The sequence below is a fragment of the Micrococcus sp. 093350064-1 genome (assembly GCF_053627955.1).
Map to the genome: position 1 here is coordinate 312,957 of NZ_JBSEYU010000001.1, position 24,995 is coordinate 337,951.

Consider the following 24,995-nt stretch of genomic DNA (forward strand, 5'->3'; position numbering starts at 1 on the left):
CGGCAGCGGACCGGGGATCCGTCGAGCGGTTGATGCCCGGCGGCGTCGTCCCCGTCGCGCTCGCGGTCGCGGCGCTCGCCCTCGCGCTGTTCGAAGGGTTGGAGCGACACCGCGAGAAGGTGCGCCGCTCGGCCTGGACGTGATGGGGGCGGGCCTGGTCCTGGCCGCGATGGCCGCAGGCGCGTTCCTCTCGGACGCCGCGGCCCGTCACCTGGCGGCCCGGTTCGGCGCCCCGGGCACCGTGCTGATCGGGCTGGGCCTGGAGGTGGCCGGGGTCGTGGCGCTCGCCCTGCTCCTGGGCCCGGACACCTCGGGTTGGCTCGTCGCCGTGCCCCTCGTCGTGTACGGCCTCGGGCTCGGCCTGGCCTCGGCGCAGCTGACGGACATGGTGCTCCAGGACATCCCCGTGCAGATCTCGGGTCAGGGCGCCGCGACGCAGAGCACGGTCCGGCAGATCGGCTCAGCGCTGGGCACCGCGTTCGCCGGGGCCACCCTGTCCATCGCCCTCGCCGCCACGCTGCCCGCGGCCCTGGACGACGCCGGCCTCACCGGTCCGGCGGCCGACTCGCTCGCCGCGGCCACGCGGGACTCGGCTGGCACCACGATCCCGCAGCTGCGGGCGCAGGGGGAGCGCGGCCCGCTCGGGGAGCACACGAAGAAGCCCCCGGAACCAGTAAGGATTCCGGGGGCTTCGAGTGGGGTGAGCGACGGGGATTGAACCCGCGACCTTCTGGACCACAACCAGACGCTCTGCCGACTGAGCTACGCCCACCATGTCTGCTTCACACGGACGGATCCGCGCGGCGCAGCGGGGTCCACAGTACACGAGATCCCGCGCAGCGCCGAATCGGGGCAGTGGGGCCGGGAGTGCCTGCTCAGGCCTGCGCCCCGGACACCACCTCCGCGATGGCGCGGGCCTCCTCCGTGGTGGGGCCGGGGGCGGGGGCCATGACGGCGGCCCGGTAGTAGCGCAGCTCGGTGATGGAGTCCTTGATGTCCCCGAGGGCGCGGTGGCCGCCGGTCTTGGCGGGGGCCTGGTAGTAGGCGCGCGGGTACCAGCGCCGGGCCAGCTCCTTCACGGTGGACACGTCCACGATCCGGTAGTGCAGGTGGTCGACGACGGCGGGCATGTAGCGGGCGAGGAACAGCTTGTCCTGGCCCACCGTGTTGCCGGCCAGCAGGCCCTTGCCGGCGGGCACGCGGGCGGCGATGTACTCGAGGACGCGCGCGGCGGCGTCGTCGAGCTCGAGGCCCTCCGCGAGCTCCGGCAGGAGGCCCGAGGTGGTGTGCATGTCCCGGACGAACGGGTCCATCTGCTCGAGGGCGGCCGCGGAGGGACGGATCACCAGGTCGATGCCCTCGTCCAGGATGTTCAGCTCGGCGTCCGTGATGAGCACCGCCACCTCGACGAGCTCGTCGACCTGGGGGTGCAGGCCGGTCATCTCGCAGTCGATCCAGACCAGGGGGGCGCTCTCCGGCGCGGGGGTGCTCGTCTCGCTCATGCCCCCAGGCTACTCGCGTGTCACGATGGTAGATTCGAGCGAGCCGCGCCCTCGCGCGCCCACGCAGGACCGCACGGAAGGACCCGTCGCATGAGCGTGTCGACCCCGCGTCCGTCCGGGTCCACGGCCCACCGGCCGGAGTACGTCGGCGTCGGCGGCCTCCGCGCGGACCCCCAGGTCGCCGGCGCGGACTGGTGGCCCATCCTGGTGGGGACCCTCGGCTCCCTCCTCCTGGTGGTGGGCTCGTACTCCGTCGGCTGGCTGGCCTCGGCCTCCCCGATCAACCGCTGGCAGTGGCTGATCCCGTGGCGCACCCAGGAGACCGGCGTGCTGGCCGGCACGGTGCTCCTCACCCTCGGCTGCTGGGTGATGTTCTGGGCCTGGCTGCGGCTGGGCCAGACGATCCGCCCCTTCGGCCGCGGCGCTTTGCGCACGGTCAACCTCGCCACCGTCCTGTGGTGCCTGCCCCAGGTCGTGGCACTGCCGATCTTCAGCCGGGACATCTTCGCCTACGTGGGGCAGGGCCGTCTCATGGTGGCGGGGCAGGACCCCTACGTGGACACGATCTCCTCGCTGTCCAACTGGTTCCAGCTCGGAGCGGACGCGACCTGGGCGGACTCCGAGACCCCGTACGGTCCGATCTTCCTGTGGATCGAGCAGGCCGTCGTCGCGATCTCGGGGGACATGAACCCGGACCTGGCGATCTTCCTGTTCCGCCTGGTGGCGGTGGCCGGCGTCGCGCTGATCATGGTCTTCGTGCCGCTGCTCGCCCGCCGGCTGGGCGTCAACGGTGCGTGGGCGCAGTGGATCAGCGCCGCCAACCCGCTCTTCACCATCAGCTTCGTCGCGTCCGGGCACAACGACGCCCTCATGGTCGGCCTCGCCCTGGCCGGCACGTGGTGCGCGCTGCGCGCCGGACATCCGCTCCGCCCCCAGCGACCCGGGCAGTCCGTCGCGTGGGGGGTGGCCGGCGTCGTGCTGGTCACCCTGTCCCTGGGCATCAAGCCCATCACCCTCGTGCTGCTCCCGTTCATCGGCCTGCTGTGGGCCGGCCCGACGGCCCGATGGCCGCGCCGGTTCGCCTTCTGGGCCCTCACCGCCGGGATCTCCTTCGGCCTCATGGCCCTGGTGGGCGTGCTCAACGGCTTCGGCTTCGGCTGGGTGGCCGTGATGGTCGGCACGGGCACGGGCACCGTGCCGTGGGGGCCGATCGGCATGCTGTCCCTCATCACGGTGGGGGCGAGCGAGCTCCTCGGGCAGGGGGCGGACGTGCAGGCCGTCGAGGGGGTGTACAAGACCGCCGGACGCGTGCTCTCGGTGCTCATCGTGCTGGCCCTGATGTTCCTCGGCCGCCAGGACCGCGTGATGACGCGCATGACCTGGGCGTTCACCGCGCTGGTGATCCTCTCGCCCATCATCCAGCCCTGGTACCTGTTGTGGCTGCTCCCGTTCTTCGCCGTGATCGGCATCCGGGACAACTGGCAGATCAAGTGGGTCGTGTTCACGGTCGGCTACTTCCTGGCGTTCGGCGCGTCGGACCAGCTCTTCACCTGGCAGTTCCTGGACATCGCGGACCAGGTCAAGGCCGTGTCCCTGATCGTCTCCGCCGTGTGTCTGCTGTGGATCCTCGTCGTGGACCGCCGCACCAGCCGGTTCGTGAAGGACCACTGGCACGTGCGCCCCGCCGTGCGCGCCGGCCTGGCCCGGCTCCGTGGCGCCCCTCGACCCGTGGAGCCGGGGGAGTGAGGCCCGCCGCCCCCGCGACGACCGGCGCCCGAGGGCCCCGTCCGAGCCGCGTGGCGGCGCAGCCCGAGCCGGAGGCGGCCGTCCGCCGGGGCACGTGGGCGTCCGTGCTCATCACGGTGGGCTCCTGGGGCGTGGGGTGGCTGCCGATGACGCCCGACTCGGTGTTCTCCGGCACCACCCTGCTCAACCCGCTGCGGGTCTACCTTCCCGGCGTGCTGCTCAGCACCGTGCTGCTGGCCGCCGGCTCGCTGCTCCTCGTCCGATCCTGGCTCGAGCTGGGCCGCGCGCTGCGGGGCCGCTGGGAGGAGCACGGCCGGCTGGTGGCCCACGCCGCCTGGTGGTGGTCCGCCCCGCTGATGCTCGCGCTGCCGATCTTCTCCCGCGATGTGTTCTCCTACCTCCAGCAGGGCCGGCTCCTCGCGTCGGGTCTCGACCCGTACTCCCAGGGCGTGTCCGCCCTGCCCGGCTGGTTCATGCAGGGGGCGGACTCCATCTGGGCCGAGTCCCCGTCCCCCTACGGGCCGCTGTTCCTGCTGTTCGCCGAGACGACGTGGCGGGCCACGGGCGGCAGCATCGAACTGTCCGTCACGGCGTTCCGCCTCCTCGCCCTGGCGGGCCTGGCACTGTGCCTGTGGGCGGTGCCGCGGCTGGCCGCCGTCGCGGGCCGGTGCGGGCCGTGGGCCACGTGGGTGGCCGTGGCGAACCCGTTGTTCCTGCTCTACATGATCGCCGGCGCGCACAATGACGCGCTGATGTCGGGGCTGATGCTCGCGGGCATCCTGCTCATGGTCCGCCCGCCCCGCCGCCGCGTGCATGCGCTGTGGGGGATCGTGCTGATCGCCCTGTCCGTCGCGATCAAGCCCCTGACAGCTTTGGTGCTGCCCTTCGTGGCCCTGCTCCTGCCCACCGGCTGGGCCCGGTTCCGCGCGGCCGATCCGCGCCTGCGCCGGCGGGACCGGCTCGGCCCGTGGTTCACGACGGCGGTGATCTCCCTGGCCGTCCTCACGATCCTCGGCGCCGGCTCCGGCCTCTGGTTCGGCTGGGTGCCGGCCATGCTCACGAGCGGGGACGCGGCGTTCCCGTACGCTCCCGTGGGCCTGCTCGGCCTGCTGCTCGGCGCGGTCGTCGACGCCGTGACGCCCCTGGGGGCGCGCGACGTGGCCGCGGCCTTCTACACCGTGATGACGGTGGCGGCCCTCGGCTTCACGGCGTGGCTGGCCCTGCGCCGCCGCCCCCTGGACCCGGTGTTCAGCGCGGCGGCCGTGCTCGTGGTGGCCGTCGCCACCGCCCCGATCATCCAGCCGTGGTACCTGCTCTGGGTCCTGCCGCTGCTGGCGTGCGCCCTCCGCCCGCTGCCGTGGGGCGCCGACCATCCCCGCTGGCTCGGGTGGGTCACCGCGCTCGCGGTGCTGCTGCTCACCGGCGTCGGCGTGGTGGACCAGCTCTCGGTGGCACAGTGGCTGCCGGTCCTGGCCGTCCGCGTGTTCACCCTCGTCCTGATGCTCGCGGGGATCGGATGGATCATCCACCGCGATCCCGTCACCGCGCCCCTGTTCCCCGGGCGGCGGCGTCCTCCCCTGGAGGTGGTCGAGCCGCGGGCCGAGGCGGCGTCGTCGACGCCTCCGGAGGCGGGCGTGCCGCCGGACGCACCGCCCGACGGGCCGCCGTCGACCGCCTCGCACTCCGCCTCCTCGTCCACCCGCATCCCCCAGGAGAGACCGTGACCTCCCACCCCCGCAGTCCCGCCCCGACCCGCCCGAGCGCCCGCTGGGTCGGCCTGCTCGTCGGCCTGACCGTGGTGGCTGCCGCCGTCGGCGTGCTGACCAAGCAGTGGTGCCGCGTGAACGGCTGGGCGGCCCCCGGCGTGCACGCGCACATGTGCTATTCGGACTTCGCCCAGCTGTTCCCCACGCGTGGCCTCTCCGACGGCCACTTCCCCTTCTACACGCCGCTGCCGCCCGAGCAGTGGATGGAGTACCCGGCGTTGCTGGCCGTGGTCGCGGGTGTGACCATGTGGTTCGTGCCCGCGTCCGGCGACCTGCACGAGCGCACCGTGACCTACTTCGACGTGAACGCGATCGGCGTGGTGCTGTGCTGGATCGTGCTGGTCGTCGCGACCGCGTACACCGCCCGCGGTCGCTCCCGGGACGCCCTCCTCGTGGCCCTGGCCCCGGGGATCATCCTCACCTCGATGCTCAACTGGGACCTGTGGGCCGTGATGCTGGCCGCCCTGGCCCTGTGGGCGTGGACGGCGGGCCGTCCGACCCTCGCCGGCATGCTCATCGGACTCGGCACCGCCACGAAGCTGTACCCACTGTTCTTCTTCGGCGCGATCTTCGTGCTGGCGCTGCGCACGGGCCGCTGGGCCGGGTTCGTGAAGGCGGCCGTGGCCGGGGCGGCGGCCTGGCTCGCCGTGAACCTCCCGTTCATGCTGACGGCGTTCGACCAGTGGTCCCGCTTCTACACGTTCTCGGGGGACCGCGCGGTCTCCTTCTCCTCGACCTGGCTGGCGCTGGCCTGGACAGGATGGTCCGGGGAGACGTTCACGACGCTCCAGAACGGCCTGTTCCTGGTGTGCTGCGCGGGGATCGCCTACCTCGCCCTCGCGGCGCGGCACCGTCCGCGCATGGCCCAGCTGTGCTTCCTGATCGTGGCGTCCTTCATCCTGTGGGGGAAGGTGTACTCGCCGCAGTTCGTGATGTGGCTGATCCCGCTCGTGGTCCTCGCGACGCCGCGGTGGCGCGCGTTCTGGATCTGGCAGGCCGTAGAGGTCTACCACTGGGGCGGGGTGTGGATGGAGTCGGCCCGCATCACCTCGGACGGGGCGTTCGCCGGCGGCGCCTGGTGGATCACCGCCTGGTACGCCTCGGGGATCGTGGCGCACATCGTCGCCCTCGTGTGGCTCATGACCACGGTGGTCAAGGACGTCCTGGACCCCGCCCGTGACCCGGTGCGCCGCACCGCCCTCGACCAGGGCGCCCCCGAGATCGCCCCGGGGGTGGCGGAGGACCCACACGCCGGCGTCTTCACCGGTGCACCTGACCGACTGCTCCTGCCCCCGGCCGGACGCGGCCTGCAGCCGCTCGGCGGGTCCGCGGACCGCTGACGGCGGGGCGGGTCCGCCGACGCCGTGGGGCGCGGCTCAGCGGTGTTCGAGGTACGTCGTGCAGGTGGGCGAGACCGCGCGGTCCGGGTGGTGCAGGACGACGACGTCGCCCGCGGACCAGACCCGCTCGAAGCCGAGCCGCTCGGCGCGGGCCAGTGCCTGCTCCGGGGTGAGGGGGTCCCAGCCGCCGAGCTCGGGCACCGAGGTGTCCACGATCATCCACGTGGCCAGTTCGTCTCCGATGTCCCCGTGCAGCCCGACGTGGGTGCGGGCCGTCAGGTGCGGCACGGCGTTGTCGGCGGCCTCGACGCACACCCCGTCCGGGATCAGCGCGACCGCGTGGTCGAGGTCGCGGGCGTGCTGCGTCATCGTCATGTCGCCGACGATCGTGCGGTGCAGCGGGTACACCTGCGGGAAGAACGCGGTGCCGATCAGACCGGCGGCCAGCGCCGTGGAGACGAGGACGGCGGGCAGCCGGCGCAGCGTGTCCCGGCGTCCGGCCAGCCGGTGGGCCGCCTCGAGCGCGGCCATGAGCAGCAGCGGGGCGAGGATCGCGTCGTACTGGTACACGGGGGCCCACACGTTGAGGCGGTCGTTGAACAGCCGCGAGAGCAGGATCGGCAGGGCCATCAGCGTGAGCGGGCTCAGGACCGGCAGGAACAGCAGCGGGACGAAGTGCAGGAGCCAGAGGGCCACCTTCAGCGGGTGGTCGAACAGCACCGCGACGGCGTTCCACGGTTGGGTCAGCAGGAACAGGACCGAACTGCGCATGTCCGGGCCCAGGGCGGTGAACTGCCAGTAGCCGAACGCCCCGGTGGGGGAGTAGTGGGGGATCACCACGGACGTGGCGAACCAGTAGCCGAGCACACCCAGCACGGCGGTGACCGCGGCCTGCGGCCAGAAGCGCCGGATCGCCATCACCAGGGCCACGGCCAGCAGGGTCACGCCCATGTCCTCTCGGACCGTGAGCAGCAGCGCCGCCAGGCCGGTGGCGAGCCACGCCCGCTGCCCGTCCAGGGCCCACACGAGCCAGGCGAGGATCGGCACGCCGAGGGTGACCTCGTGGAAGTCCCAGTTCACCATCGCCTGGAAGGGCCAGGAGAGCAGCAGGGCGGCGACGGCGGCCAGGGCCACCCCGTGTCCCGTGCGACGACGGGCGAACAGGTACACCGGCACGGCGGACGCGGCGAGGGCCAGCGCCATGACCACGCCGAGCATGCGGGGGTCCGGCCACACCCAGTAGAAGGGGGCCAGCAGCGCGAGGATCGGGTGGAAGTGATCGCCGAGGATGTGGAAGTCCACGCCCTTGACGGAGCTGAGGGGGGCGTTGAACAGCGCGTACTGCCGCACCACCTGGTCGAAGATGCCCAGGTCGTAGCCCTTGGCCTCGTAGGTGGCGTACCGCAGGAAGGAGTGCGTCACGTACAGGGCCGCGGCCGCGACGAGCAGGGCGGCCAGCTGGACGCCCTCGCGACGGGTCACACGGACCTCGGGGACGGCGGGTCGCGGGGCGCGGAGCCAGGAGCGCAGACGGTCCAGGACGGTCTCCTTCGGGCGGTCGTCGGGCGTGCTCGGACGGCTCCGCCCCTGGTCTGGGTGCCCCAGGAGGGATTCGAACCCCCGACCGGCGGATTAGAAGGCCGCTGCTCTGTCCAGCTGAGCTACTGGGGCTGGGCCGTGTCAGTCTAACGGCCGCCGGCCTCGGCGCCGTCGGCTCCTGCACAGTCGCCCGGGGACCTCCGCGCGTCCCCAGGCCGGCCCCCGATCCTGCCGGGGTGCCCCGCGGCGGGGTTGTCTGGCCATGGCGGATCAGCCGATGCGCCGACGACCCGCCCCGGCGCCCACCGGGGCCCAGCCCAGGAGGCACACCATGCAGGACCTCATCACCGTGCGCGGCTTCGTGGCCACGGACCCCGCCACCCGCCACACCGCATCCGGGGCCGCCGTGACCGGCTTCCGCCTGGCCACCACCGAGCGGCGCTTCGACCGCGAGGCCGCCGAGTGGGTGGACGCCCACACCAACTGGTACAGCATCTCGGCGTTCGGCCAGCTCGGCTCGAACACCGCCCAGTCCGTGAAGAAGGGCAACCCCGTGATCGTCACCGGTCGACTCCGGGTCCGCGACTGGTCCTCGGGCGAGCGCTCCGGCACGTCCGTGGACGTGGTGGCGGACGCCGTCGGGCTGGACCTGGGCTTCGGCTCGGCGGCATTCCAGCGCAGCCAGCGCGCGGCCGTGCCGCGCCCCGAGTCGGCCCCGCGCGACGACGCGTCGGGTGGGCGGGCCGGCGCGGTCGGCGACGGGTTCAACGTGGGGCTGCCGGACGGGTTCCAGGGTGGCGACGCCCCGGCCTCGCCCGGCCCGGGCGAGCCGGACGCGGAAGCCCCCGACCGCGAGCCGGCGGCGGCCGGCGTCGCCTGACCACGAAGCGGCACGGAGCACGGAGGGGGGAGCGGGCTCGGTGGTCGCGGGATCGGCACGATGAGTGGAATCCCGCGGCCACCGACTAGCCTGGGCCGCATGGCGGAATTCATCTACACGATGGTCAAGGCCCGCAAGAAGGTGGGCGACAAACTGATCCTGGACGACGTCACCATGTCGTTCTACCCCGGGGCGAAGATCGGCATGGTCGGCCCCAACGGCGCCGGCAAGTCGACGATCCTGAAGATCATGGCCGGGCTGGACGAGCCCTCGAACGGCGAGGCGCGGCTCTCTCCCGGCTACTCGGTGGGCATCCTGATGCAGGAGCCCAAGCTGGACGAGTCCAAGACCGTGCTCGAGAACGTCCAGGAGGGCGTCGGCGAGATCTACGGCAAGATCCAGCGCTACAACCAGATCTCCGAGGAGATGGCGAACCCGGACGCGGACTTCGACGCCCTCATGGAGGAGATGGGCGAGCTGCAGTCCGCCATCGACGCCGCGGACGCGTGGGACATCGACTCCCAGCTCGAGCAGGCGATGGACGCCCTGCGCACGCCCCCGGGGGACGAGCCGGTCACAAACCTCTCCGGTGGCGAGAAGCGCCGCGTCGCGCTGTGCAAGCTGCTGTTGGAGAAGCCGGACCTCCTCCTGCTCGACGAGCCCACCAACCACCTGGACGCCGAGTCCGTGCTGTGGCTCGAGCAGCACCTGGCCTCCTACCCGGGCGCCGTCATCGCCGTCACCCACGACCGGTACTTCCTCGACCACGTCGCGGAGTGGATCGCGGAGGTCGACCGCGGCCGCCTCTACCCGTACGAGGGCAACTACTCCACCTACCTAGAGACCAAGCGCGCCCGCCTCGAGGTGCAGGGCAAGAAGGACGCCAAGCTCGCCAAGCGCCTGGCCGATGAGCTCGACTGGGTCCGCTCCAACACGAAGGGCCGCCAGGCGAAGTCCAAGGCCCGCCTGGCCCGCTACGAGGAGATGGCGGCCGAGGCCGAGAAGACCCGCAAGCTGGACTTCGAGGAGATCCAGATCCCGCCGGGCCCGCGCCTGGGCACCGTCGTGATCGAGGCCAAGGACCTGAAGAAGGGCTTCGGGGACCGCGTCCTCATCGACGGCCTGTCCTTCTCCCTGCCCCGCAACGGCATCGTCGGCGTGATCGGCCCGAACGGCGTCGGCAAGACCACCCTGTTCAAGACCATCGTCGGTCTCGAGCCCCTGGACGGCGGCGAGCTGAAGATCGGCGAGACCGTGAAGATCTCGTACGTGGACCAGTCCCGCTCCAACATCGACCCCGAGAAGTCGCTGTGGGAGGTCGTCTCGGACGGCCTGGACTACATCAAGGTCGGCAACGTCGAGATGCCCTCGCGCGCCTACGTGTCCGCGTTCGGCTTCAAGGGCCCGGACCAGCAGAAGAAGGCCGGCGTGCTCTCCGGCGGTGAGCGCAACCGCCTGAACCTGGCCCTGACCCTCAAGGAGGGCGGCAACCTGCTGCTCCTCGATGAGCCCACCAACGACCTCGACGTGGAGACCCTGACCTCCCTCGAGAACGCGCTGCTCGAGTTCCCGGGCTGCGCGGTGGTCGTCTCCCACGACCGCTGGTTCCTGGACCGCGTCGCCACCCACATGCTGGCCTACGAGGGCACCGCGGAGGACCCGGCCAACTGGTACTGGTACGAGGGCAACTTCGAGTCCTACGAGGCCAACAAGGTCGATCGGCTCGGCCCCGAGGCCGCCCGCCCGCACCGCATGACGCACCGCAAGCTCACGCGCGACTGAGCCGACGCGCCCCCGGGCGCCGCGCCGACGACGGCCCGCCGCGATCACGTGATCGCGACGGGCCGTCGTCGTGCCGGGGCCGGGTCCACGTCGACCGCCACGAACGGTGCGCCCGCGGCGCGGACGGCGAGCCGCCTCACCCGTGGCAGGGCCCGATGGGCAGCCTCACCCCCTGCGGAACCGCCGGGTCAGCGCCGCCAGCTGCGGCGCAGCACCGTCCGCAGGGCCATGCGCTGGGCCGCGCCCCGGGCCCGCGCCCGCCGGGCGGCGGCCCCCTCGGGCAGGCGGATCATGCCCTCCTGGGCGACCGTGGCCACGAGCGTCCCGTCCTCGGTGAACACGGCGCCCGTGCCGAGGCCGCGCGCGCCCTGGGCGCTGGGGGAGTCCTGGACGTAGAGCAGCCACTGGTCGACGCGGGCGGGCCGGTGGAACCACATCGCGTGGTCCAGGGACGCCACGGACATGCCGGGCTGGATCCAGGCGACGCCGTGCTGCCGCAGGATCGGCTCGAGAAGCGTGTAGTCCGAGGCGTAGGTGAGCGCCGCCCGGTGCAGCGCGGGGTCGTCGGCCAGCGGCGTGAACGTCTTCATCCACACCATGTTGCGGTTCTCGGTCTCCGGGGCCGGGTCCACGTAGAGGGCCGGGGTGACGTGACGGATGTCGAACGGCCGGGCCCACGCCCACTCCTGGGCCACGGGGTGGTTGATGCCGCCCAGCACGTCCGCCGTCGTGGGCAGGTCCTCGGGCCGGGGCACGCCCTCGGGCATGGCCACCTGGTGGTCCAGCGCGCTGCCGGCGGGTTCCTGGAAGGAGCACGTCAGGGCGAGGATGGCCTTCTCGTTCTGAGAGGCCAGCACCCGGCGGACGGAGAAGGAGCGGCCGTCCCGCAGCGTCTCGACGGTGAACGTGATGGGCTGGAGCGCGTCCCCGGGGCGGATGAAGTAGCCGTGGAGCGAGTGGGCGGGGCGGGCGCCCGGCACCGTGCGGGAGGCGGCCGCCAGCGACTGGGCGAGCACCTGGCCGCCGAACACCCGGCCGCGCGTCTGCCGGGGAGTCGTGCCCGTGAAGCGGACCTGACCCGTCACCGGGTCCGGCGCGGCCGGCGTCAGCTCCAGGATCCCGCGCAGCACGTCGGTGGGGTCCTTCGGGGCCGAGGCCGGACGGCCCGGTGCGCGACTGGGGCGGGGACGGGGATGGCGTTGCGGCACGAACGGCTCCTTCGACGTGGATGGACCCCGCGACGGCGGGGCGGCCCGGGACGCGGCGGACCTGGGACAATGCTTGCATGACCGAGCACTCCGCCGCCCCCGTCCTCCGCTTCGTCGACGACCGCGCTGTGCGGGATCTCGAGCAGCTGGCCACCCGCGCGCGTCGCGTCGCCGATACGGGGATGCGCCTGCACGTCGTGCCCGAGGCGGGGCGCTCTCGCACCCCGATGCTCGCCCAGTGGGTCTCCGTGCTGCAGCCGGCCGGGCTGGGAGACGGGGTGCCTGTCGTCCTGGGGCTGCGCACCGTGCCCCTGGCGACCGCAGACGGCGTGGCGGACCTGGACGCCGTCGTCGCCCTGGGCTCCGTCACCGAGCGCACCGCCCGGATGCGTGGTCAGGACCCCGTCGACCTGGCGTTCGCCGTGCCGCCGGGCCGCGAGCACGTCACCTGGACCGCGCTGACCCCGCCCCGCGGCGGCTGGACGCCCGTGGCCGAGGTCGCCGACGAGGAGCTGGCCGAAGTGGCCACGCGCGGCGCCGACGCCGTGCGGGACGCCCTGCCCGAGAACCCGGGGGAGGCGCTGGTCCGCAAGATCCGGGCGCAGATGTGGGGACCCCTGCTCGGGGGCGACGCTCTGCAGTTCCCGGCCGGCATGGCCTTCGGCGCGCACGCGCTGGGCTTCCTGCGGCCCGGCGGCCGCGCCCGGCTCAGCACGGCGGGGCCGTGGACGCGCCTGGACACCCCCGGCGGCTTCGTACTGGGCCGCCCCGCCATGGCGGTGTGAGCCCGCGCCCCATGTCGGGGCGCGGACCGCGGGCCGGTCAGGCCGAGTTCTGCAGGGAGTGGGCGGCCCGCTCCAGGTAGTCCCAGAGTTCGGCCTCGTGCAGCGGTGACAGCTCCAGCGTGTCCACGGCGGCGCGCATGTGGCGCAGCCACGCGTCGCGCGCGGCCGGGTCGATCCGATACGAGGCGTGGCGCATGCGCAGGCGGGGGTGGCCGCGCTCCTCGGAGTACGTCCGCGGTCCGCCCCAGTACTGCTCCAGGAACATCAGCAGCCGGCGCTGGGCGCCCTCGAAGTCGTCCTGCGGATACATCGGGGCGAGGATCTCGTCTTCGCGCACGCGGGCGTAGAACTCGGCGGTCAGCCGGTCGAAGGTCGGGCGGCCGCCGACGGCGTCGTAGAAGCTGGTGGCCTGACCGGGCGCGGCCGGGGTCCCCGGGGTCGCACCGGCGGGGCCCGCCGCGGCGTCGCGGGCGCGCACCTGCTCCACCGGGGCGGGCGTGCCCTCCTGCATCACCGGCTCGACCTCGGTGGGCCGCTCCGCCAGGCCCGTCACACGGGACGGGCCCTTGGCGACGCGCGGCCGCAGCACCGCCAGGGGGGCGCCCAGGCGCGCGGAGTGGTCCGGCAGCGTCGGCGTGCCGGTGGGCAGGGCCTCGGGGCGGACCGGCTCGACGGTGACCGGGGCCGAGAGCGAGTTCGCGATGAAGCACAGCCGGTGCGCCTCGGCGTGGAGGGCCTCGGCCCGCTCCCGGTCGGCCTCGTCCTGCAGCGTGACCTCGGGCCGCAGCGTGATCGCGATGAACCGCCCGGCGCCGTCGCCGTCCACCTCGAGCTCGCCCTCGACCCCGCACGTCATCCCCGTGACCACGACCCCGGAGGTCGCCGCGACATGGAGGTACGAGAGCACGTGGCACTCGGCGAGCGCGCCGAGCAGGAGGGTCTCCGGGTTCCACTTCGAGTCGTCGCCGCGGAAGGGGCGGGCGGCCGAGGCCTGGATCTCGCCGACGGCGGCGTCCTGGATCACCACGGAGCGGTCGTAGTCGCGGACGCCGGAGGTGCCCGAGCCGCGGTCGCCCGTCCACTCGGTGCGCAGGGAGAAGGTGTGCTTCATGGGTTCCAGCCTAGCCAGCCCGCGCCTCGACGGCGGCGGGGGCGGTGCTGGAGGGCATCTTCCGTGGAATGCCCACCAGCCCCCGCCCGGTTCAGGCCCCGGCGTGGACCTGATGCACGTGCGCCGTCGCGTGCTCGCGCGCGGCCAGGGCGCGGATCGTCTCGTCCCGGCCCTCGGCGAGGACGCGGGACAGCCCCGCGCGGGTGTCGGCCAGCCGCTCGGACAGGGCGGTGGCGCGGTCGGCGATCTCCGGGGTGACCTGGGCGGTCGGGTAGCCCAGCGTCGCGGCGGTCTCGGCCATCTCGTGAGAACGGGAGTCCCACATCGCCTCGACGCCCTCGAAGTAGGCGTCCGCGAAGGGCGCGATCAGCGCGGCGTCATGGACCCGGGCGAACCCGATCAGGGCCTGGCGCTGCTCCGTGTTGGACAGTTCGCCGGCCATCACCCGGTCCCAGACCGCGCGCTTCGCCTCGGCCGTCGGCACGGCGGCCCGGGCCTGGATCGCGGCGAGCGCGCCCGTGGCGGTCGCGTCGGCGCGCTCGGCCTCGGCGATCTCGGCCTCCCCGGCGCGGCCGGCCGCCACCAGCGCGGTGAGCAGCTCCCAGCGCAGGTCCGTGGTGAGGTCCAGCCCGGGCACGGTGCGGGTGCCGTCGACGAGGGCGGACAGGCGGTCCAGCTGCGCCGTGGTGCGCGCGTGCAGGGCGAACGCCTTGACGAACTGCAGCTGGTTGTCCGAGCCGTCCTCGGCCTCCGCGACGAGGCCCCACAGACGGTCGGCCGCCGCGACCCGCACGGCCTCGGCCTGGTCCTCGGGCAGGTACAGGCCGATCGCCGTCGCGAGCTGGCGCAGCAGCGTCTGCACCACGGAGGAGTCCCGCTCGTGGCCGACGTTGGCGAGGACGAGGTCGACGAACCAGGCGGCGGAGGCCTCGCCGTCGCGCACGGTGTCCCAGGCCGCCCCCCACAGCAGCGTGCGCGCCAGGGAGCCGTCCACATCCTTCAGACGGGTGGACGCGGCCTCCCACGAGGCGTCGTCGAGGCGCAGCTTGGCGTAGGCCAGGTCGTCGTCGTTGGGCAGGATCACGGCGGGACGACGGCGGGCGGCGGCCTCGACGACCTCGGTCACCTCCCCGGCCACGTCGAGCTCGAAGCGCTCGGTGCGGATCAGGCGGCCGGTGGCCTCGTCCACGTCGTAGAAGCCCACGGCCAGACGGTGGGGGCGGAGCACGTCGTCGCCGGGCGCCGACGGTGAGCCGTCCGGGGCGCTCTGGCGCAGACGCAGCGCGGTGATGGTGCCGGCCTCATCCGTCTCCACCTCGGTGCGCAGCGTGTTCACGCCCGAGGTCTCGAGCCACACGCGGGTCCATTCGGACAGGTCGCGGCCGGACGCGGCCTCGAGCTCGGTCATGAGGTCCGGCAGCTCCGTGTTCTGCCACGCGTGCTTGGCGATGTACGCGCGGACGCCGACCATGAAGTTCTCCTGGCCCACCCAGGCCACGAGCTGGCGGAGCACCGAGGCGCCCTTGGCGTAGGTGATGCCGTCGAAGTTGACGAGCACGTCGTCGAGGTCGCGGATCCGGGCCTTGATGGGGTGCGTGGAGGAGAGCTGGTCCTGGCGGTAGGCCCAGTTCTTCTCCATGGAGGAGAAGGTGGTCCAGGCGCCGGTGTACTGCGTGTTCTCAGCGGCGGCGAGCGTGGACATGAACTCGGCGAACGACTCGTTGAGCCACAGGTCGTTCCACCAGCGCATGGTGACCAGGTCGCCGAACCACATGTGGGCGAGCTCGTGGAGGATCGTGATGGCGCGGCGCTCGATCAGCGCCTCCGGCACGGTCCCGCGGAAGACGTACGACTCGAGGAAGGTCACACAACCGGCGTTCTCCATCGCGCCGGCGTTGAACTCGGGCACGAACAGCTGGTCGTACTTCTCGAACGGGTAGGCGTGGCCGTACTGGGCCTCGAAGAACTCGAATCCCTGGCGGGTGAGCTCGAAGACGTTCTCCGCATCCAGGTGCTCCACCAGCGACGCGCGGCAGTAGACGCCGAGGGGGATCGTGCGGCCGTCGGCGCTGGTCAGCTCCGAGTGCACGGAGGCGTACGGGCCGGCGACGAGCGCGGTGATGTAGGAGGGGATGCGCGGGGTGGGCTTGAACTCCCAGACCGCGGCGTCCACCCCCTGCGGGTTCTCCTCGTTCGCCACGACGCCGAGGGTGCGGCGGGAGGCCTCCGGCTGGTTGGACACCACGGCCCAGTGCGCCGGCGCGGTCACCGTGAAGCGGAACGCGGCCTTGAGGTCGGGCTGCTCGAACACCGCGAACATGCGGCGGGAGTCCGGCACCTCGAACTGGGTGTAGAGGTAGACCTCCTGGTCCACGGGGTCCACGAACCGGTGCAGGCCCTCGCCGGTGTTGCTGTAGTCCCCGAGCCCGTCGACCACGAGGGTGTTCTGCGCCGCCAGCGGGCCGATCCGCAGTCGGGCGCCGTCGAAGTCCGCCACGTCCAGGGCCTCGCCGTTGAGGGTCACCGTGGGAGCCTGCTCCGCCACGAAGTCGATCCACGTGTGGGTGCCCACCGCGTCCTGCGTGGCCGCGAACGTCACGGTGGTGGCCGTGTGGAAGTGCTCCGCTCCGCGGGTGAGGTCCAGGCTCACCTCGTACGCGTCCACGGTGAGGGCGGCCGCGCGCGCGGCGGCCTCTTCGCGGGTGATGTTCATGGCGGCGGCGGTGGTCACGGTCGGACTCCTCCTGGGGTCGGGTGGATGCGGCACGGCCGGGCGCCTGTGATGGGGGCCATGGCACGGTGCTCCCCAGTGTGCCACCTGGCCCGGGCGTCGTGGACGGCCGCGGAAGGGCGGGCCGGCCGGCGTGCTCAGCCCCCGATCTCGGCCAGTCGGGTCGCCGCCGCACGCAGCACCTCAGCCACCTCGGGCACGCGTGCCGGTGGCATCCGCTGCTCGGCCGCCGAGGCGGTGAGGGACACCTGGGGGATGCCTCCCGTCCGCGCCGGGACGCCACAGGCGACTCCGGCCACCCCGGGCACGACCGGCACACCGCCGCACCACCCCTGCTCGTCCATCTGACGCAGCAGGGTGTCCAGCAGGTCGTGCAGGGCCCCGTCATCCGTCAGGTTCCAGCGGCGGGGAGGCCGGGCGACGACCGCGTCCACCTCCGCTCGCCGGCGCTCGGGCGGCAGGGCGGCCAGGAGCGCGATGCCGGCGTACCCGGCGGCAAGCCGCTTGACCTCGCCGACCTCCACGGTGAAGACGCGCACGGGGGAGTCGCCGTCGCATCGCAGGAGGTAGGCCACTCCGCCCGCAGCCCGTGCCGCCAGGTAGACCGTGTCCCCCAGCTCGTCCGCGGCGGCCTGGACCACGGCCCGGCTGGCCTCGCGTTCGATCAGGCACCGCGGCGTCACCGGTTCGAACCCGACCGGGCCCCACCGATCACCGAGCGCATAGGCGGCCCCGCGCCGGGTCACGGCACCCTGCTCCGCCAGGTCGGCCAGCAGTCGATGGGCGGTGGGCTGGGGCAGACCCGTCCGCTGGACGAGCTGGCTCAGCCGCAGGCCGGCGGGTCCGGCCTCGTGCAGCAGGCGCATCACGAGGGCGGCACGGGGCAGGACGCCGGTGGGTGGGGTCATAGGGGTCACCGGTCGATCGTGCCGCAGCTCCGGCGTCGGAGCCAGTTCCATCTGATGGACTAAATGATTGCCGCTCTACTTGCATTCCGAGAAATGAACGCGCCATGCTGGGAAATGTAGGGCGCGTCACATCGCGGGTGTCGTCCCCATAGTCCACATATCGGTTTCCAGGAGGAGCCTCATGCCACTGACCGCATCGACCGTCACGCGCACCGTCAGCGTGGACGGTGCCTCCGTCACCTGCCACGACTCGGTGACACCCGGGGAGCTCGACCGGCCTCTCGTGCTGGTCCACGGCACGGGCGGGACGACCGCCTCGCACTTCGGCCACCTGTTCCCGATGATGGCCACGCGGACGCGCGTCATCGCCGTGGACTGGGCGCCGACGGCCGACCCCGCCGCAGACCTGACCGTCGACCTGCTGGTCGGCCAGGTGCGGGCTGTCGTCGACGAGCTCCTCGGCCCCGACGCCGCGTTCGACCTGCTGGGCTACTCACTCGGCGCCGTCGTGGCCGGGCAGCTGGCCGCCGACCTCGGTCGCCGTGTGGAGAACCTCGTGCTCGTGGCCGGCTGGGCGACGACGGATGTCCACCAGCGCCTGCGCAACGAGGTCTGGCGGCACCTGTACGCCACGAGCCCTGATGCCCTGGCCCGTTACACGGCCTTCTGCGGCCTGTCCCCGCTGGCCCTGCGCTCCCTGACCCCGGCCATGCTCGACGGGGCGCTCGCCTCCCTGACCGCGGACGAGTTCACCGCCCGGCAGATGGACCTGAACGCCCGCGTGGACGTCGCCGACCGTCTCTCCGCCGTCACCGCGCGGACACTGATCGTCTCCTGTGCCGAGGACATCATGGTCCCGCCCCATCACCAGTACGAGCTGCTCGGCATCATCGACGACGCGCGGCTGACGACCATGACGAGCGGCCACGCCTTCTTCCTCGAGCGCCCGGCCGAACTCATGCAGATCGTCGACCTGTACCTGCGCGAGCCCGACCGCCACCCGGCCGGCGCGATCATCCCCGAGACCCACGCCTGAGAGAGGGGCCAGCCATGACCACCGCCATGACCACCACCACCGACGTGCGCCCCGCACCGCGCGACGAGTCCGCCGAGATCCTCATCATCGGCTCCGGATTCGCCGGCCTCGGCATGGGCGCCCAGCTGCGGCGTCACGGCCGCGAGGACTTCCTCATCCTGGACCGCGCCCAGCAGGTCGGCGGGACCTGGAGGGACAACACCTACCCGGGTGCCGCGTGCGACGTCCCGAGCCACCTCTACAGCTTCTCCTTCGCGCCGAACCCGCAGTGGTCGGGCTTCTACACACCGGGTCCGGAGATCCAGGACTACCTCGTGCGCTTCTCCGAGGACGAGGGCCTCACCCCGCACCTGCGTCTCGGGGCGGACATGCTCGAAGCGCACTGGGACCCCGAGACGGAGCGGTGGACGGTGCGGACGCCGCGCGGGACCTACACGGGACGCTGGCTCATCATGGGCACCGGGCACCTCGCCGACCCCCGCCTGCCGGACGTCCCGGGTCTCGACGCCTTCGAGGGCGAGGTCATCCATTCCGCCCGCTGGGACCACACGGTGGACCTGAAGGGCAAGCGTGTCGCCGTCGTCGGCACCGGCGCCTCCGCGATCCAGGTCATCCCCGAGCTGGCGGCGACGGCGGCCGAGCTCGTCGTCTTCCAGCGCACCCCCGCGTGGGTCACCCCGCGCGTGGTCAAGCCGTACTCCGCGGCCGTGCGCCGCATGTTCGAGCGCGCCCCGCACACCATGCAGCGCGAGCGCGACGACATCTTCTGGTTCGCCGAGTCGAACTATGCCCAGCGCCGCGGTGTGCCGGCCGCACTGGACCAGGTCCGGGCCCAGGCCCTCGGGCACCTGGCCGCCGCGGTCTCTGACCCCGAGCTCCGCGAGCGCCTCACGCCGCGGTACCTGCCGGGCTGCAAGCGTGTGCTCGTCTCCAACGACTACTACCCGGCCATGGCCCGGGACAACGTCACCCTGGAGGACAGCGCGCTGGACCGCGTCGAGGGGAGCCGGCTGTTCGGCGTGAGCGGTCACGGGTACGAGGTCGACGTCGTCGTCCTCTGCACCGGCTTCGAGGCGGCCCAGCCGCCGTTCGCCGAGCGCGTCCACGACGGTGAGGGCCGTTCCCTGGCCGATCACTGGAGCAGCGGCATGGCGGCGTTCGACTCCACGGCCGTGGCGGGATTCCCGAATCTGTTCGCCATCAACGGGCCGAACACCTCGCTGGGGCACAACTCGATCGTCTACATCATCGAGTCGCAGATCGCGTACATCTTGGAGGCCCTGGACCGGGTGGAGCACGAGGGAATTAGGACGATGGTCCCCGAGACACTCGCCCAGGAGGAGTACGTGGACCGTCTCCAGGAGCGGGCCGCCACCTCGGTGTGGCTCGTGGACGGCGGCTGCCACTCCTGGTACGTCGACCCCCGCTCGGGCAAGTTGACGCTGATCTGGCCCGACTACGCCTACGACTTCCGCGCCCGCAACGGCCACTTCACCGGGGAGGGCTTCCTCTCCTCGGCGAGTGGGGAGCCCGAGCCCATGCCGGTGCGCGAGCCCGAGCGATCGGTCGCGCTGATCTGAGCCGGCCCGCCCCGGGGCAGGGGGTCGGGTGGGGCCGTCAGTAGACTGACCCCACCCGACCGTCGTCCTTCTGGAGGAGTCTGCGCATGCGCGTCCACATCGCCACCGACCACGCCGGCATGGAGCTGTCCGCCCACCTGGTGGAGCACCTCACCGCCGCTGGCTACGAGATGGTGGACCACGGACCCACCGAGTACGACGCGCAGGACGACTACCCGGGCTTCTGCATCAACGCCGCCCGCGCCGTCGTCGCCGACCGCGAGCAGGGACTGGACTCGCTCGGCATCGTGCTGGGCGGCTCCGGCAACGGCGAGCAGATCGCCGCCAACAAGGTGGCCGGCGTCCGAGCCGCCCTGGCCTGGAACCTGGACACGGCGCGGCTGGCCCGCGCGCACAACGACGCGAACGTCGTGGCCGTCGGCGGTCGACAGCACTCGCTCGAGGAGGCCACCGAGCTCATCGAGGCGTTCCTGGCCGAACCGTTCTCCCAGGACGAGCGCCACGTGCGCCGCATCGGGAAGATCGCGCACTACGAGACCACCGGAGAGGTGCTGATGTGAGTGCCTGAGGGCCACTCCGTCCACCGTCTCGCGCGCCAGTTCACCGACGTCTTCGGCGGCCGCCGGATCCGCGCCACGAGTCCGCAGGGCCGCTTCGCCGAGGGGGCCGCCCTGCTCGACGGCCAGGTCCTGAAGCGCGCCCGGGCCCACGGCAAGCACTTCTTCGCCGACGTCTCCGGCGGCCACGTGCTCCACGTCCACCTGGGCATGTACGGGGCGTGGACCTTCGGCGGGGATCAGGACTTCGCGGCCGCGTCCTCGATCGGCGCACCCCGCCGGATCGGCGAGCGGGAGGTCCACGACGACGGCGCCCCGGCCGCCGAGCCCGCTCGCGACGCCGACGGCTGGGTCCAGCCCCCGCCGCCGGCCGCCACGGTCCGGCTGCGACTGCGCGCCGAGCACGGCTGGGCCGACCTGATCGGCGCGAGCCGGTGCCGCGCGCTCACTCCGGCCGAGGCTGCCGACGTCGTCGCCGGCCTGGGCCCGGATCCGCTGAGCGACGACGATCCCGCGCCGTTCTACGACCTCGCCCGGCGGACACGGCGGCCGATCGGCGTCGTGCTGATGGACCAGGCGGCCGTCAGCGGGATCGGCAACATCTTCCGGGCCGAGGCGCTGTTCCGCGCCGGCATCGACCCGTGGCGGCCGGCCCGGGAGGTCTCCGCGTCGGACCTGGCATTCCTCTGGGCGGACAACGCCGCGCTCATGCGGGAGGGCGTGCGGCTCGGGCGGATCGTCACCACGCGGCCCGAGCACCGGCCGGGGATCCCTGCCGAATCGGCCTGGCCCGAGCACGCGAACTACGTGTACCAGCGGCAGGGCCTGGCCTGCCTCGTGTGCGGGCGCGAGACGATCGTGGTGGAGGAGATGGCGGCCCGGAAGCTCTACCGGTGCCTCACCTGTCAGAGCTGAGGGGCCTGTAGCAGGCCCGACCGGGCACAGCGGTCAAGGCACCGGCGCGGACGACGACGCACCCGAGAAAGCCATGAGCCGGGCCATCGTGTGCACACGATGACCCGGCTCATGAGGTCCGGAGGGGATGACGGGAATCGAACCCGCGTAGCCAGTTTGGAAGACTGGGGCTCTACCATTGAGCTACATCCCCGCGGGGCCGCGCTCGGCGCGGACCAGCGGCTGACACCGTATCACGGCGGGCCCGCGTCGGCCGTGGGGGAAGAGGCATGATGCACGGCTCCCGTCCCGCCCTCCGCAGGGCCGCGTCCGCCCTCGCCGGCCGTCGTCCCCTGTCCCTGCGCGGCGCCACCGTCCTCGTGACGGGCGGCGCGTCCGGCATCGGTCGACTGATCGCCCTGGGGGCCGCCCGCCGCGGCGCGGGCCGCGTCGTCGTCTGGGACCTCGACCTGCAGGGGGCTGAGGCCGTCGCCGCCGAGATCCGGTCTCAGGGCGCGGACGCCCAGGCCGAGCGCGTGGACGTGACGGACGCGGCCGCCGTCGAGGCCGCCGCCGCCCGCGCCGGAGAGGTGGACGTCGCCGTGAACAACGCGGGCGTCGTGACGGGCGTGCGCCTCGAGGACGCCACGGAGGAGGGCATCCGCCGCACCTTCGAGGTGAACGCACTCGCGCCGTACTGGCTGACCCGGGCGGTCCTGCCCGGAATGCGGGCCCGGGACCGCGGGGCCGTGGTCACGGTGGCCTCGGCCGCGGGGTTGGTCGGCGTCGCACGTCAGACGGACTATTCCGCCACCAAGCACGCCGCGGTCGGCTTCGCCGAGTCCCTCGCCGCGGAGCTGCGCAAGGACGGCAGCCGCGTCACCTCCCTGGCCGTCTGCCCCTTCTACGTCGACACGGGGATGTTCGCGGGCGTGCGCAGCCGGGTGCCCTGGCTGCTGCCCGTGTTGGATCCGCACCACGTGGCGCAGGAGGTGCTGGAAGCCGTCGAGGCCGGCCGCACCCGTCTGCTGCTGCCCCGCGCCGTCGGCCTGATCGCCCCCCTGCGCGCCCTGCCGGCGCCCGTCTTCGACCGCGCGATGGACGTCCTCGGGGTCAACGCCACGATGGACGGCTTCACGGGCCGGCGGTCGCGGCTTTTCGCGGGGCGCGAGACGGCGCGCTAGGATTCCACAGTCTGCCCTCGGGCAGTCCCTCGGGTGTCCGGCGAGCCTCCACCGCGTGAGCCCGCCGGCGTCGGGGACGACGGCGGGGTGTAGCTCAGCTTGGTAGAGCGCGCGCTTTGGGAGCGTGAGGCCGCAGGTTCAAATCCTGTCACCCCGACTCGACGTCAAGACCATCCACCACCACCAACAGGAGTCATCCGTGGTCAAGTCCACCGCAGAGAACCTCAGCCCGACCCGCGTCAAGCTGACCGTCGAGGTGCCGTTCGAGGAGGTGAAGCCCGCCCTGGACAAGGCGTTCAAGGACATCGCCAACCAGGTGCAGATCCCGGGCTTCCGCCAGGGCAAGATCCCGGCGCGTCTGATCGAGCAGCGCTTCGGCCGCGAGGTCGTCGTGGACCAGGCCGTCAACGAGGGTCTGAACACCTGGTTCTCCGCCGCCATCGCCGAGGCTGAGCTCACCCCGATCTCCCGCCCCGAGGTCGACGTGACCGCCACCCCGGACGCGGAGAACGCCGAGGGCCCGGTGGTCTTCACCGCCGAGTTCGACGTGCGCCCGACCATCGAGCTGCCCGACTACAAGGGCCTCAAGGTGACGGTGGAGCCCGCCCAGGCCACCGAGGAGGACGAGCAGAAGGCCCTCGACGCCCTGCGCTCGCGCTTCGGCTCCCTCAAGGACGTGGACCGCCCGGCCGCCCAGGACGACTTCGTCACGATGAACCTGACCGCCACGGTCGACGGCGAGCAGGTCGACCAGGCCGAGGGCCTGTCCTACCAGGTGGGCGCCGGCACCATGCTCGAGGGCATCGACGAGGCCCTCGACGGCCTGTCCGCCGGCGAGGACGCCACCTTCGAGACCACGCTCAACGGCGGCGAGCATGACGGCGAGACCGCCGTGGTCAAGCTGGAGCTGACGGCCGTCAAGGAGCGCGAGCTGCCCGAGGCCGACGACGAGTTCGCTCAGCTGGCCTCCGAGTTCGACACCATCGCCGAGCTCAAGGAGGACCTGAAGAAGCAGGCCGCCGAGGAGGCCGTGAGCCGCCAGGGCGTCGAGGCCCGCGACAAGGTCCTCGAGGAGCTGGCCAAGCTCGTCGAGGTCCCGGTGCCGGACGGCGTCATCGCCGAGCAGGTCGAGCAGCACTTCTCCGCCGGCGGCCACACCGCGGGCGACGACCACGACACCGCCGAGCACCGTGCCGAGCTCGAGCAGAACACCCGCGAGGCGTTCGCCAACGAGATCATCCTGGACGAGGTCGCCGAGGCCGAGGAGGTCACGGTCGACCAGGGTGAGCTGATCGAGTACATCATCGCCACCTCCTCCGAGTACGGCATGGACCCGAACCAGTTCGCCATGATGCTCGACCAGGGCGGGCAGATCCCGATGATCATGGGCGAGGTCCGCCGCCGCAAGGCCCTGGCCAAGGTCCTCGAGTACGCCGAGGTCACCGACACCGACGGCAAGGCCGTGGACCTCACGGCGTTCGTGACCCCGGGCGGCCAGGAGGCCCTCGACGCTGAGGCCGAGGCGACCGAGGCAGAGGGCGCCGAGGCGGCCGAGCAGGCCTGATCCCGGCCGGTGGGGGCGCACCCCCGCCGAGCCACGACGACGGCGCCCCCGCCCACGCCGGCGGGGGCGCCGTCGTCGTCCCGAGGTCACGGTGGGCGGCCCCGGGCAGGGCCCGCGACAACCTGCGCCAACAGCGAAACGCCGACGGCGTCCCGCGCGCTGGCCCGGACGCCCGGCTAGTGTCGGACTCGATCAGGGACCCGTCCGTCCGCGCGAGCGGCCGCCGTTCGGGGGGCCCGTGGACATCTCGACAGGAAGGCGGAAGTGATGACCGACATCACCCCCAGCATGCGTTCGGTGGACCCGGCGCAGCGCGAGGATTTCCTCTACACCCAGCTGCTGAAGTCGCGCATCGTCTGGCTGGGCGAGGACGTCCGTGACGACAACGCCAACGCGATCTGCTCCCAGCTGCTCCTGCTCTCGGCCGAGGACACGGAGAAGGACATCTACCTGTACATCAACTCCCCGGGCGGCTCCGTCACCGCGGGCATGGCGATCTACGACACGATGCAGTACATCCCCAACGACGTCGTGACGGTGGCCACCGGCCTCGCCGCGTCCATGGGCCAGTTCCTGCTCGCCTCGGGCACCAAGGGCAAGCGCTACGCCACCCCCCACGCCCGCGTGCTGATGCACCAGCCCTCCGGCGGCATCGGCGGCACCGAGTCGGACATCCGCATCCAGGCCCAGCTGATCCTGCACATGAAGCAGGTGATGGCGGAGCTGACCGCCGAGCAGACCGGCCAGTCCGTGGAGACCATCCTCGAGGACAACGCGCGTGACAAGTGGTTCACCGCGCAGGAGGCCCTCAAGTACGGCTTCATCGACCACATCGCCGACCGTGCCGCGTCCGTGACCGGCGGCGGCGGCGTCCGGGGCTGA

The 24,995-nt window shown here is 72.6% G+C and carries 20 protein-coding genes, 4 tRNA genes and 1 pseudogene; 15 read left to right on the plus strand and 10 right to left on the minus strand.

All coding sequences use genetic code 11. The features are described 5' to 3' along the window. Nucleotides 1-142 precede the first annotated feature (142 nt). A complete protein-coding gene (locus ACUW6W_RS01465) occupies nucleotides 143-718 on the plus strand; it encodes an MFS transporter (RefSeq protein ID WP_369814512.1) in 576 nt (191 codons plus the stop codon). On the opposite strand, the gene ACUW6W_RS01470 is transcribed toward ACUW6W_RS01465, so the two are convergent. Next, a tRNA-His gene (locus ACUW6W_RS01470) sits at nucleotides 697-772 on the minus strand. The genes ACUW6W_RS01465 and ACUW6W_RS01470 overlap by 22 nt on opposite strands. A gap of 103 nt (nucleotides 773-875) precedes the next feature. Continuing rightward, nucleotides 876-1,502 (minus strand): oligoribonuclease, encoded by a 627-nt coding sequence (gene orn, locus ACUW6W_RS01475; protein WP_002857127.1) that lies wholly within the window; start codon nucleotides 1,500-1,502, stop codon nucleotides 876-878. Nucleotides 1,503-1,592: 90 nt separating this feature from the next. On the opposite strand from orn, the gene mptB (ACUW6W_RS01480) reads away from it, so the two are divergent. Genes mptB (ACUW6W_RS01480) through ACUW6W_RS01490 form a run of 3 tightly spaced genes read left to right on the plus strand, consistent with a single transcriptional unit; the run spans nucleotide 1,593 to nucleotide 6,354 of the window. Then, complete coding sequence (mptB, locus tag ACUW6W_RS01480) at nucleotides 1,593-3,248, plus strand: polyprenol phosphomannose-dependent alpha 1,6 mannosyltransferase MptB (RefSeq protein WP_036316838.1); 1,656 nt, start codon at nucleotides 1,593-1,595, stop codon at nucleotides 3,246-3,248. Between the two features lie 50 nt (nucleotides 3,249-3,298). After that, the gene (gene mptB, locus ACUW6W_RS01485; RefSeq protein ID WP_256748704.1) at nucleotides 3,299-4,972 is read left to right on the plus strand and encodes a polyprenol phosphomannose-dependent alpha 1,6 mannosyltransferase MptB; all 1,674 of its coding nucleotides are present in this window, start codon (nucleotides 3,299-3,301) and stop codon (nucleotides 4,970-4,972) included. Beyond that, entirely contained in the window at nucleotides 4,969-6,354 is a 1,386-nt protein-coding gene (locus ACUW6W_RS01490; protein WP_101965509.1) for a glycosyltransferase family 87 protein, read from the plus strand. Before mptB (ACUW6W_RS01485) ends, ACUW6W_RS01490 begins: the two co-directional genes overlap by 4 nt. A 36-nt stretch (nucleotides 6,355-6,390) precedes the next feature. Here the strand turns inward: ACUW6W_RS01490 and ACUW6W_RS01495 are convergent, their stop codons facing one another. Together ACUW6W_RS01495 and ACUW6W_RS01500 are read right to left on the minus strand one after the other, a co-directional pair. Then, nucleotides 6,391-7,836, minus strand: a complete 1,446-nt coding sequence (locus tag ACUW6W_RS01495; protein WP_060974243.1) for a DUF2079 domain-containing protein — start codon at nucleotides 7,834-7,836, stop codon at nucleotides 6,391-6,393. Between the two features lie 115 nt (nucleotides 7,837-7,951). Further along, a tRNA-Arg gene (locus ACUW6W_RS01500) sits at nucleotides 7,952-8,025 on the minus strand. 199 nt (nucleotides 8,026-8,224) lie between these two features. Between ACUW6W_RS01500 and ACUW6W_RS01505 the strand changes: the two genes are divergently transcribed. Beyond that, entirely contained in the window at nucleotides 8,225-8,773 is a 549-nt protein-coding gene (locus tag ACUW6W_RS01505; RefSeq protein WP_122054255.1) for a single-stranded DNA-binding protein, read from the plus strand. Between the two features lie 99 nt (nucleotides 8,774-8,872). Further along, nucleotides 8,873-10,555 (plus strand): energy-dependent translational throttle protein EttA, encoded by a 1,683-nt coding sequence (gene ettA, locus ACUW6W_RS01510; protein ID WP_060974242.1) that lies wholly within the window; start codon nucleotides 8,873-8,875, stop codon nucleotides 10,553-10,555. Between the two features lie 188 nt (nucleotides 10,556-10,743). Here the strand turns inward: ettA and ACUW6W_RS01515 are convergent, their stop codons facing one another. Beyond that, the gene (locus ACUW6W_RS01515) at nucleotides 10,744-11,763 is read right to left on the minus strand and encodes an acyl-CoA thioesterase (RefSeq protein WP_216886217.1); all 1,020 of its coding nucleotides are present in this window, start codon (nucleotides 11,761-11,763) and stop codon (nucleotides 10,744-10,746) included. A 77-nt stretch (nucleotides 11,764-11,840) separates the two neighbouring features. Here ACUW6W_RS01515 and ACUW6W_RS01520 point away from each other — a divergent pair, with 77 nt between their 5' ends. After that, nucleotides 11,841-12,548 carry a hypothetical protein gene (locus ACUW6W_RS01520; RefSeq protein WP_256748703.1) on the plus strand — a complete coding sequence of 236 codons (708 nt, stop codon included), beginning with the start codon at nucleotides 11,841-11,843 and terminating at the stop codon, nucleotides 12,546-12,548. 37 nt (nucleotides 12,549-12,585) lie between these two features. On the opposite strand, the gene ACUW6W_RS01525 is transcribed toward ACUW6W_RS01520, so the two are convergent. The 4 genes and pseudogenes from ACUW6W_RS01525 to ACUW6W_RS01540 form a co-directional block, all read right to left on the minus strand. Beyond that, nucleotides 12,586-13,059, minus strand: a complete 474-nt coding sequence (locus ACUW6W_RS01525; RefSeq protein ID WP_158184944.1) for a globin — start codon at nucleotides 13,057-13,059, stop codon at nucleotides 12,586-12,588. A 168-nt stretch (nucleotides 13,060-13,227) separates the two neighbouring features. Then, nucleotides 13,228-13,659: pseudogene (locus tag ACUW6W_RS01530) on the minus strand (OsmC family protein); the annotation flags it as partial. Between the two features lie 91 nt (nucleotides 13,660-13,750). Continuing rightward, nucleotides 13,751-16,372, minus strand: a complete 2,622-nt coding sequence (pepN, locus tag ACUW6W_RS01535) for an aminopeptidase N (RefSeq protein WP_051995310.1) — start codon at nucleotides 16,370-16,372, stop codon at nucleotides 13,751-13,753. Between the two features lie 155 nt (nucleotides 16,373-16,527). Next, a complete protein-coding gene (locus ACUW6W_RS01540) occupies nucleotides 16,528-17,298 on the minus strand; it encodes an IclR family transcriptional regulator (RefSeq protein ID WP_041104802.1) in 771 nt (256 codons plus the stop codon). A 181-nt stretch (nucleotides 17,299-17,479) separates the two neighbouring features. Between ACUW6W_RS01540 and ACUW6W_RS01545 the strand changes: the two genes are divergently transcribed. The 4 genes from ACUW6W_RS01545 (at nucleotide 17,480) to ACUW6W_RS01560 (ending at nucleotide 21,386) form a co-directional block, all read left to right on the plus strand. Then, on the plus strand, nucleotides 17,480-18,334 hold the full coding sequence (locus ACUW6W_RS01545; RefSeq protein WP_049146105.1) for an alpha/beta fold hydrolase: 855 nt from the start codon (nucleotides 17,480-17,482) through the stop codon (nucleotides 18,332-18,334). Between the two features lie 14 nt (nucleotides 18,335-18,348). Then, complete coding sequence (locus tag ACUW6W_RS01550; protein WP_049146108.1) at nucleotides 18,349-19,914, plus strand: flavin-containing monooxygenase; 1,566 nt, start codon at nucleotides 18,349-18,351, stop codon at nucleotides 19,912-19,914. Between the two features lie 86 nt (nucleotides 19,915-20,000). Next, on the plus strand, nucleotides 20,001-20,474 hold the full coding sequence (locus ACUW6W_RS01555; protein WP_044659097.1) for a ribose-5-phosphate isomerase: 474 nt from the start codon (nucleotides 20,001-20,003) through the stop codon (nucleotides 20,472-20,474). After that, a complete protein-coding gene (locus tag ACUW6W_RS01560; protein WP_041104798.1) occupies nucleotides 20,475-21,386 on the plus strand; it encodes an Fpg/Nei family DNA glycosylase in 912 nt (303 codons plus the stop codon). It begins immediately after the preceding gene. A gap of 122 nt (nucleotides 21,387-21,508) precedes the next feature. On the opposite strand, the gene ACUW6W_RS01565 is transcribed toward ACUW6W_RS01560, so the two are convergent. Beyond that, nucleotides 21,509-21,579, minus strand: a tRNA-Gly gene (locus ACUW6W_RS01565). A 76-nt stretch (nucleotides 21,580-21,655) separates the two neighbouring features. Here ACUW6W_RS01565 and ACUW6W_RS01570 point away from each other — a divergent pair. From ACUW6W_RS01570 to ACUW6W_RS01585, 4 genes are all read left to right on the plus strand, one after another. Further along, nucleotides 21,656-22,549: an SDR family oxidoreductase gene (locus ACUW6W_RS01570; protein ID WP_454179669.1), complete on the plus strand. Its 894-nt coding sequence runs from the start codon at nucleotides 21,656-21,658 to the stop codon at nucleotides 22,547-22,549. Between the two features lie 83 nt (nucleotides 22,550-22,632). Then, nucleotides 22,633-22,706, plus strand: a tRNA-Pro gene (locus tag ACUW6W_RS01575). A 42-nt stretch (nucleotides 22,707-22,748) separates the two neighbouring features. Continuing rightward, entirely contained in the window at nucleotides 22,749-24,113 is a 1,365-nt protein-coding gene (gene tig, locus ACUW6W_RS01580; RefSeq protein WP_134417050.1) for a trigger factor, read from the plus strand. A gap of 267 nt (nucleotides 24,114-24,380) precedes the next feature. Further along, the gene (locus ACUW6W_RS01585; RefSeq protein WP_170720911.1) at nucleotides 24,381-24,995 is read left to right on the plus strand and encodes a ClpP family protease; all 615 of its coding nucleotides are present in this window, start codon (nucleotides 24,381-24,383) and stop codon (nucleotides 24,993-24,995) included.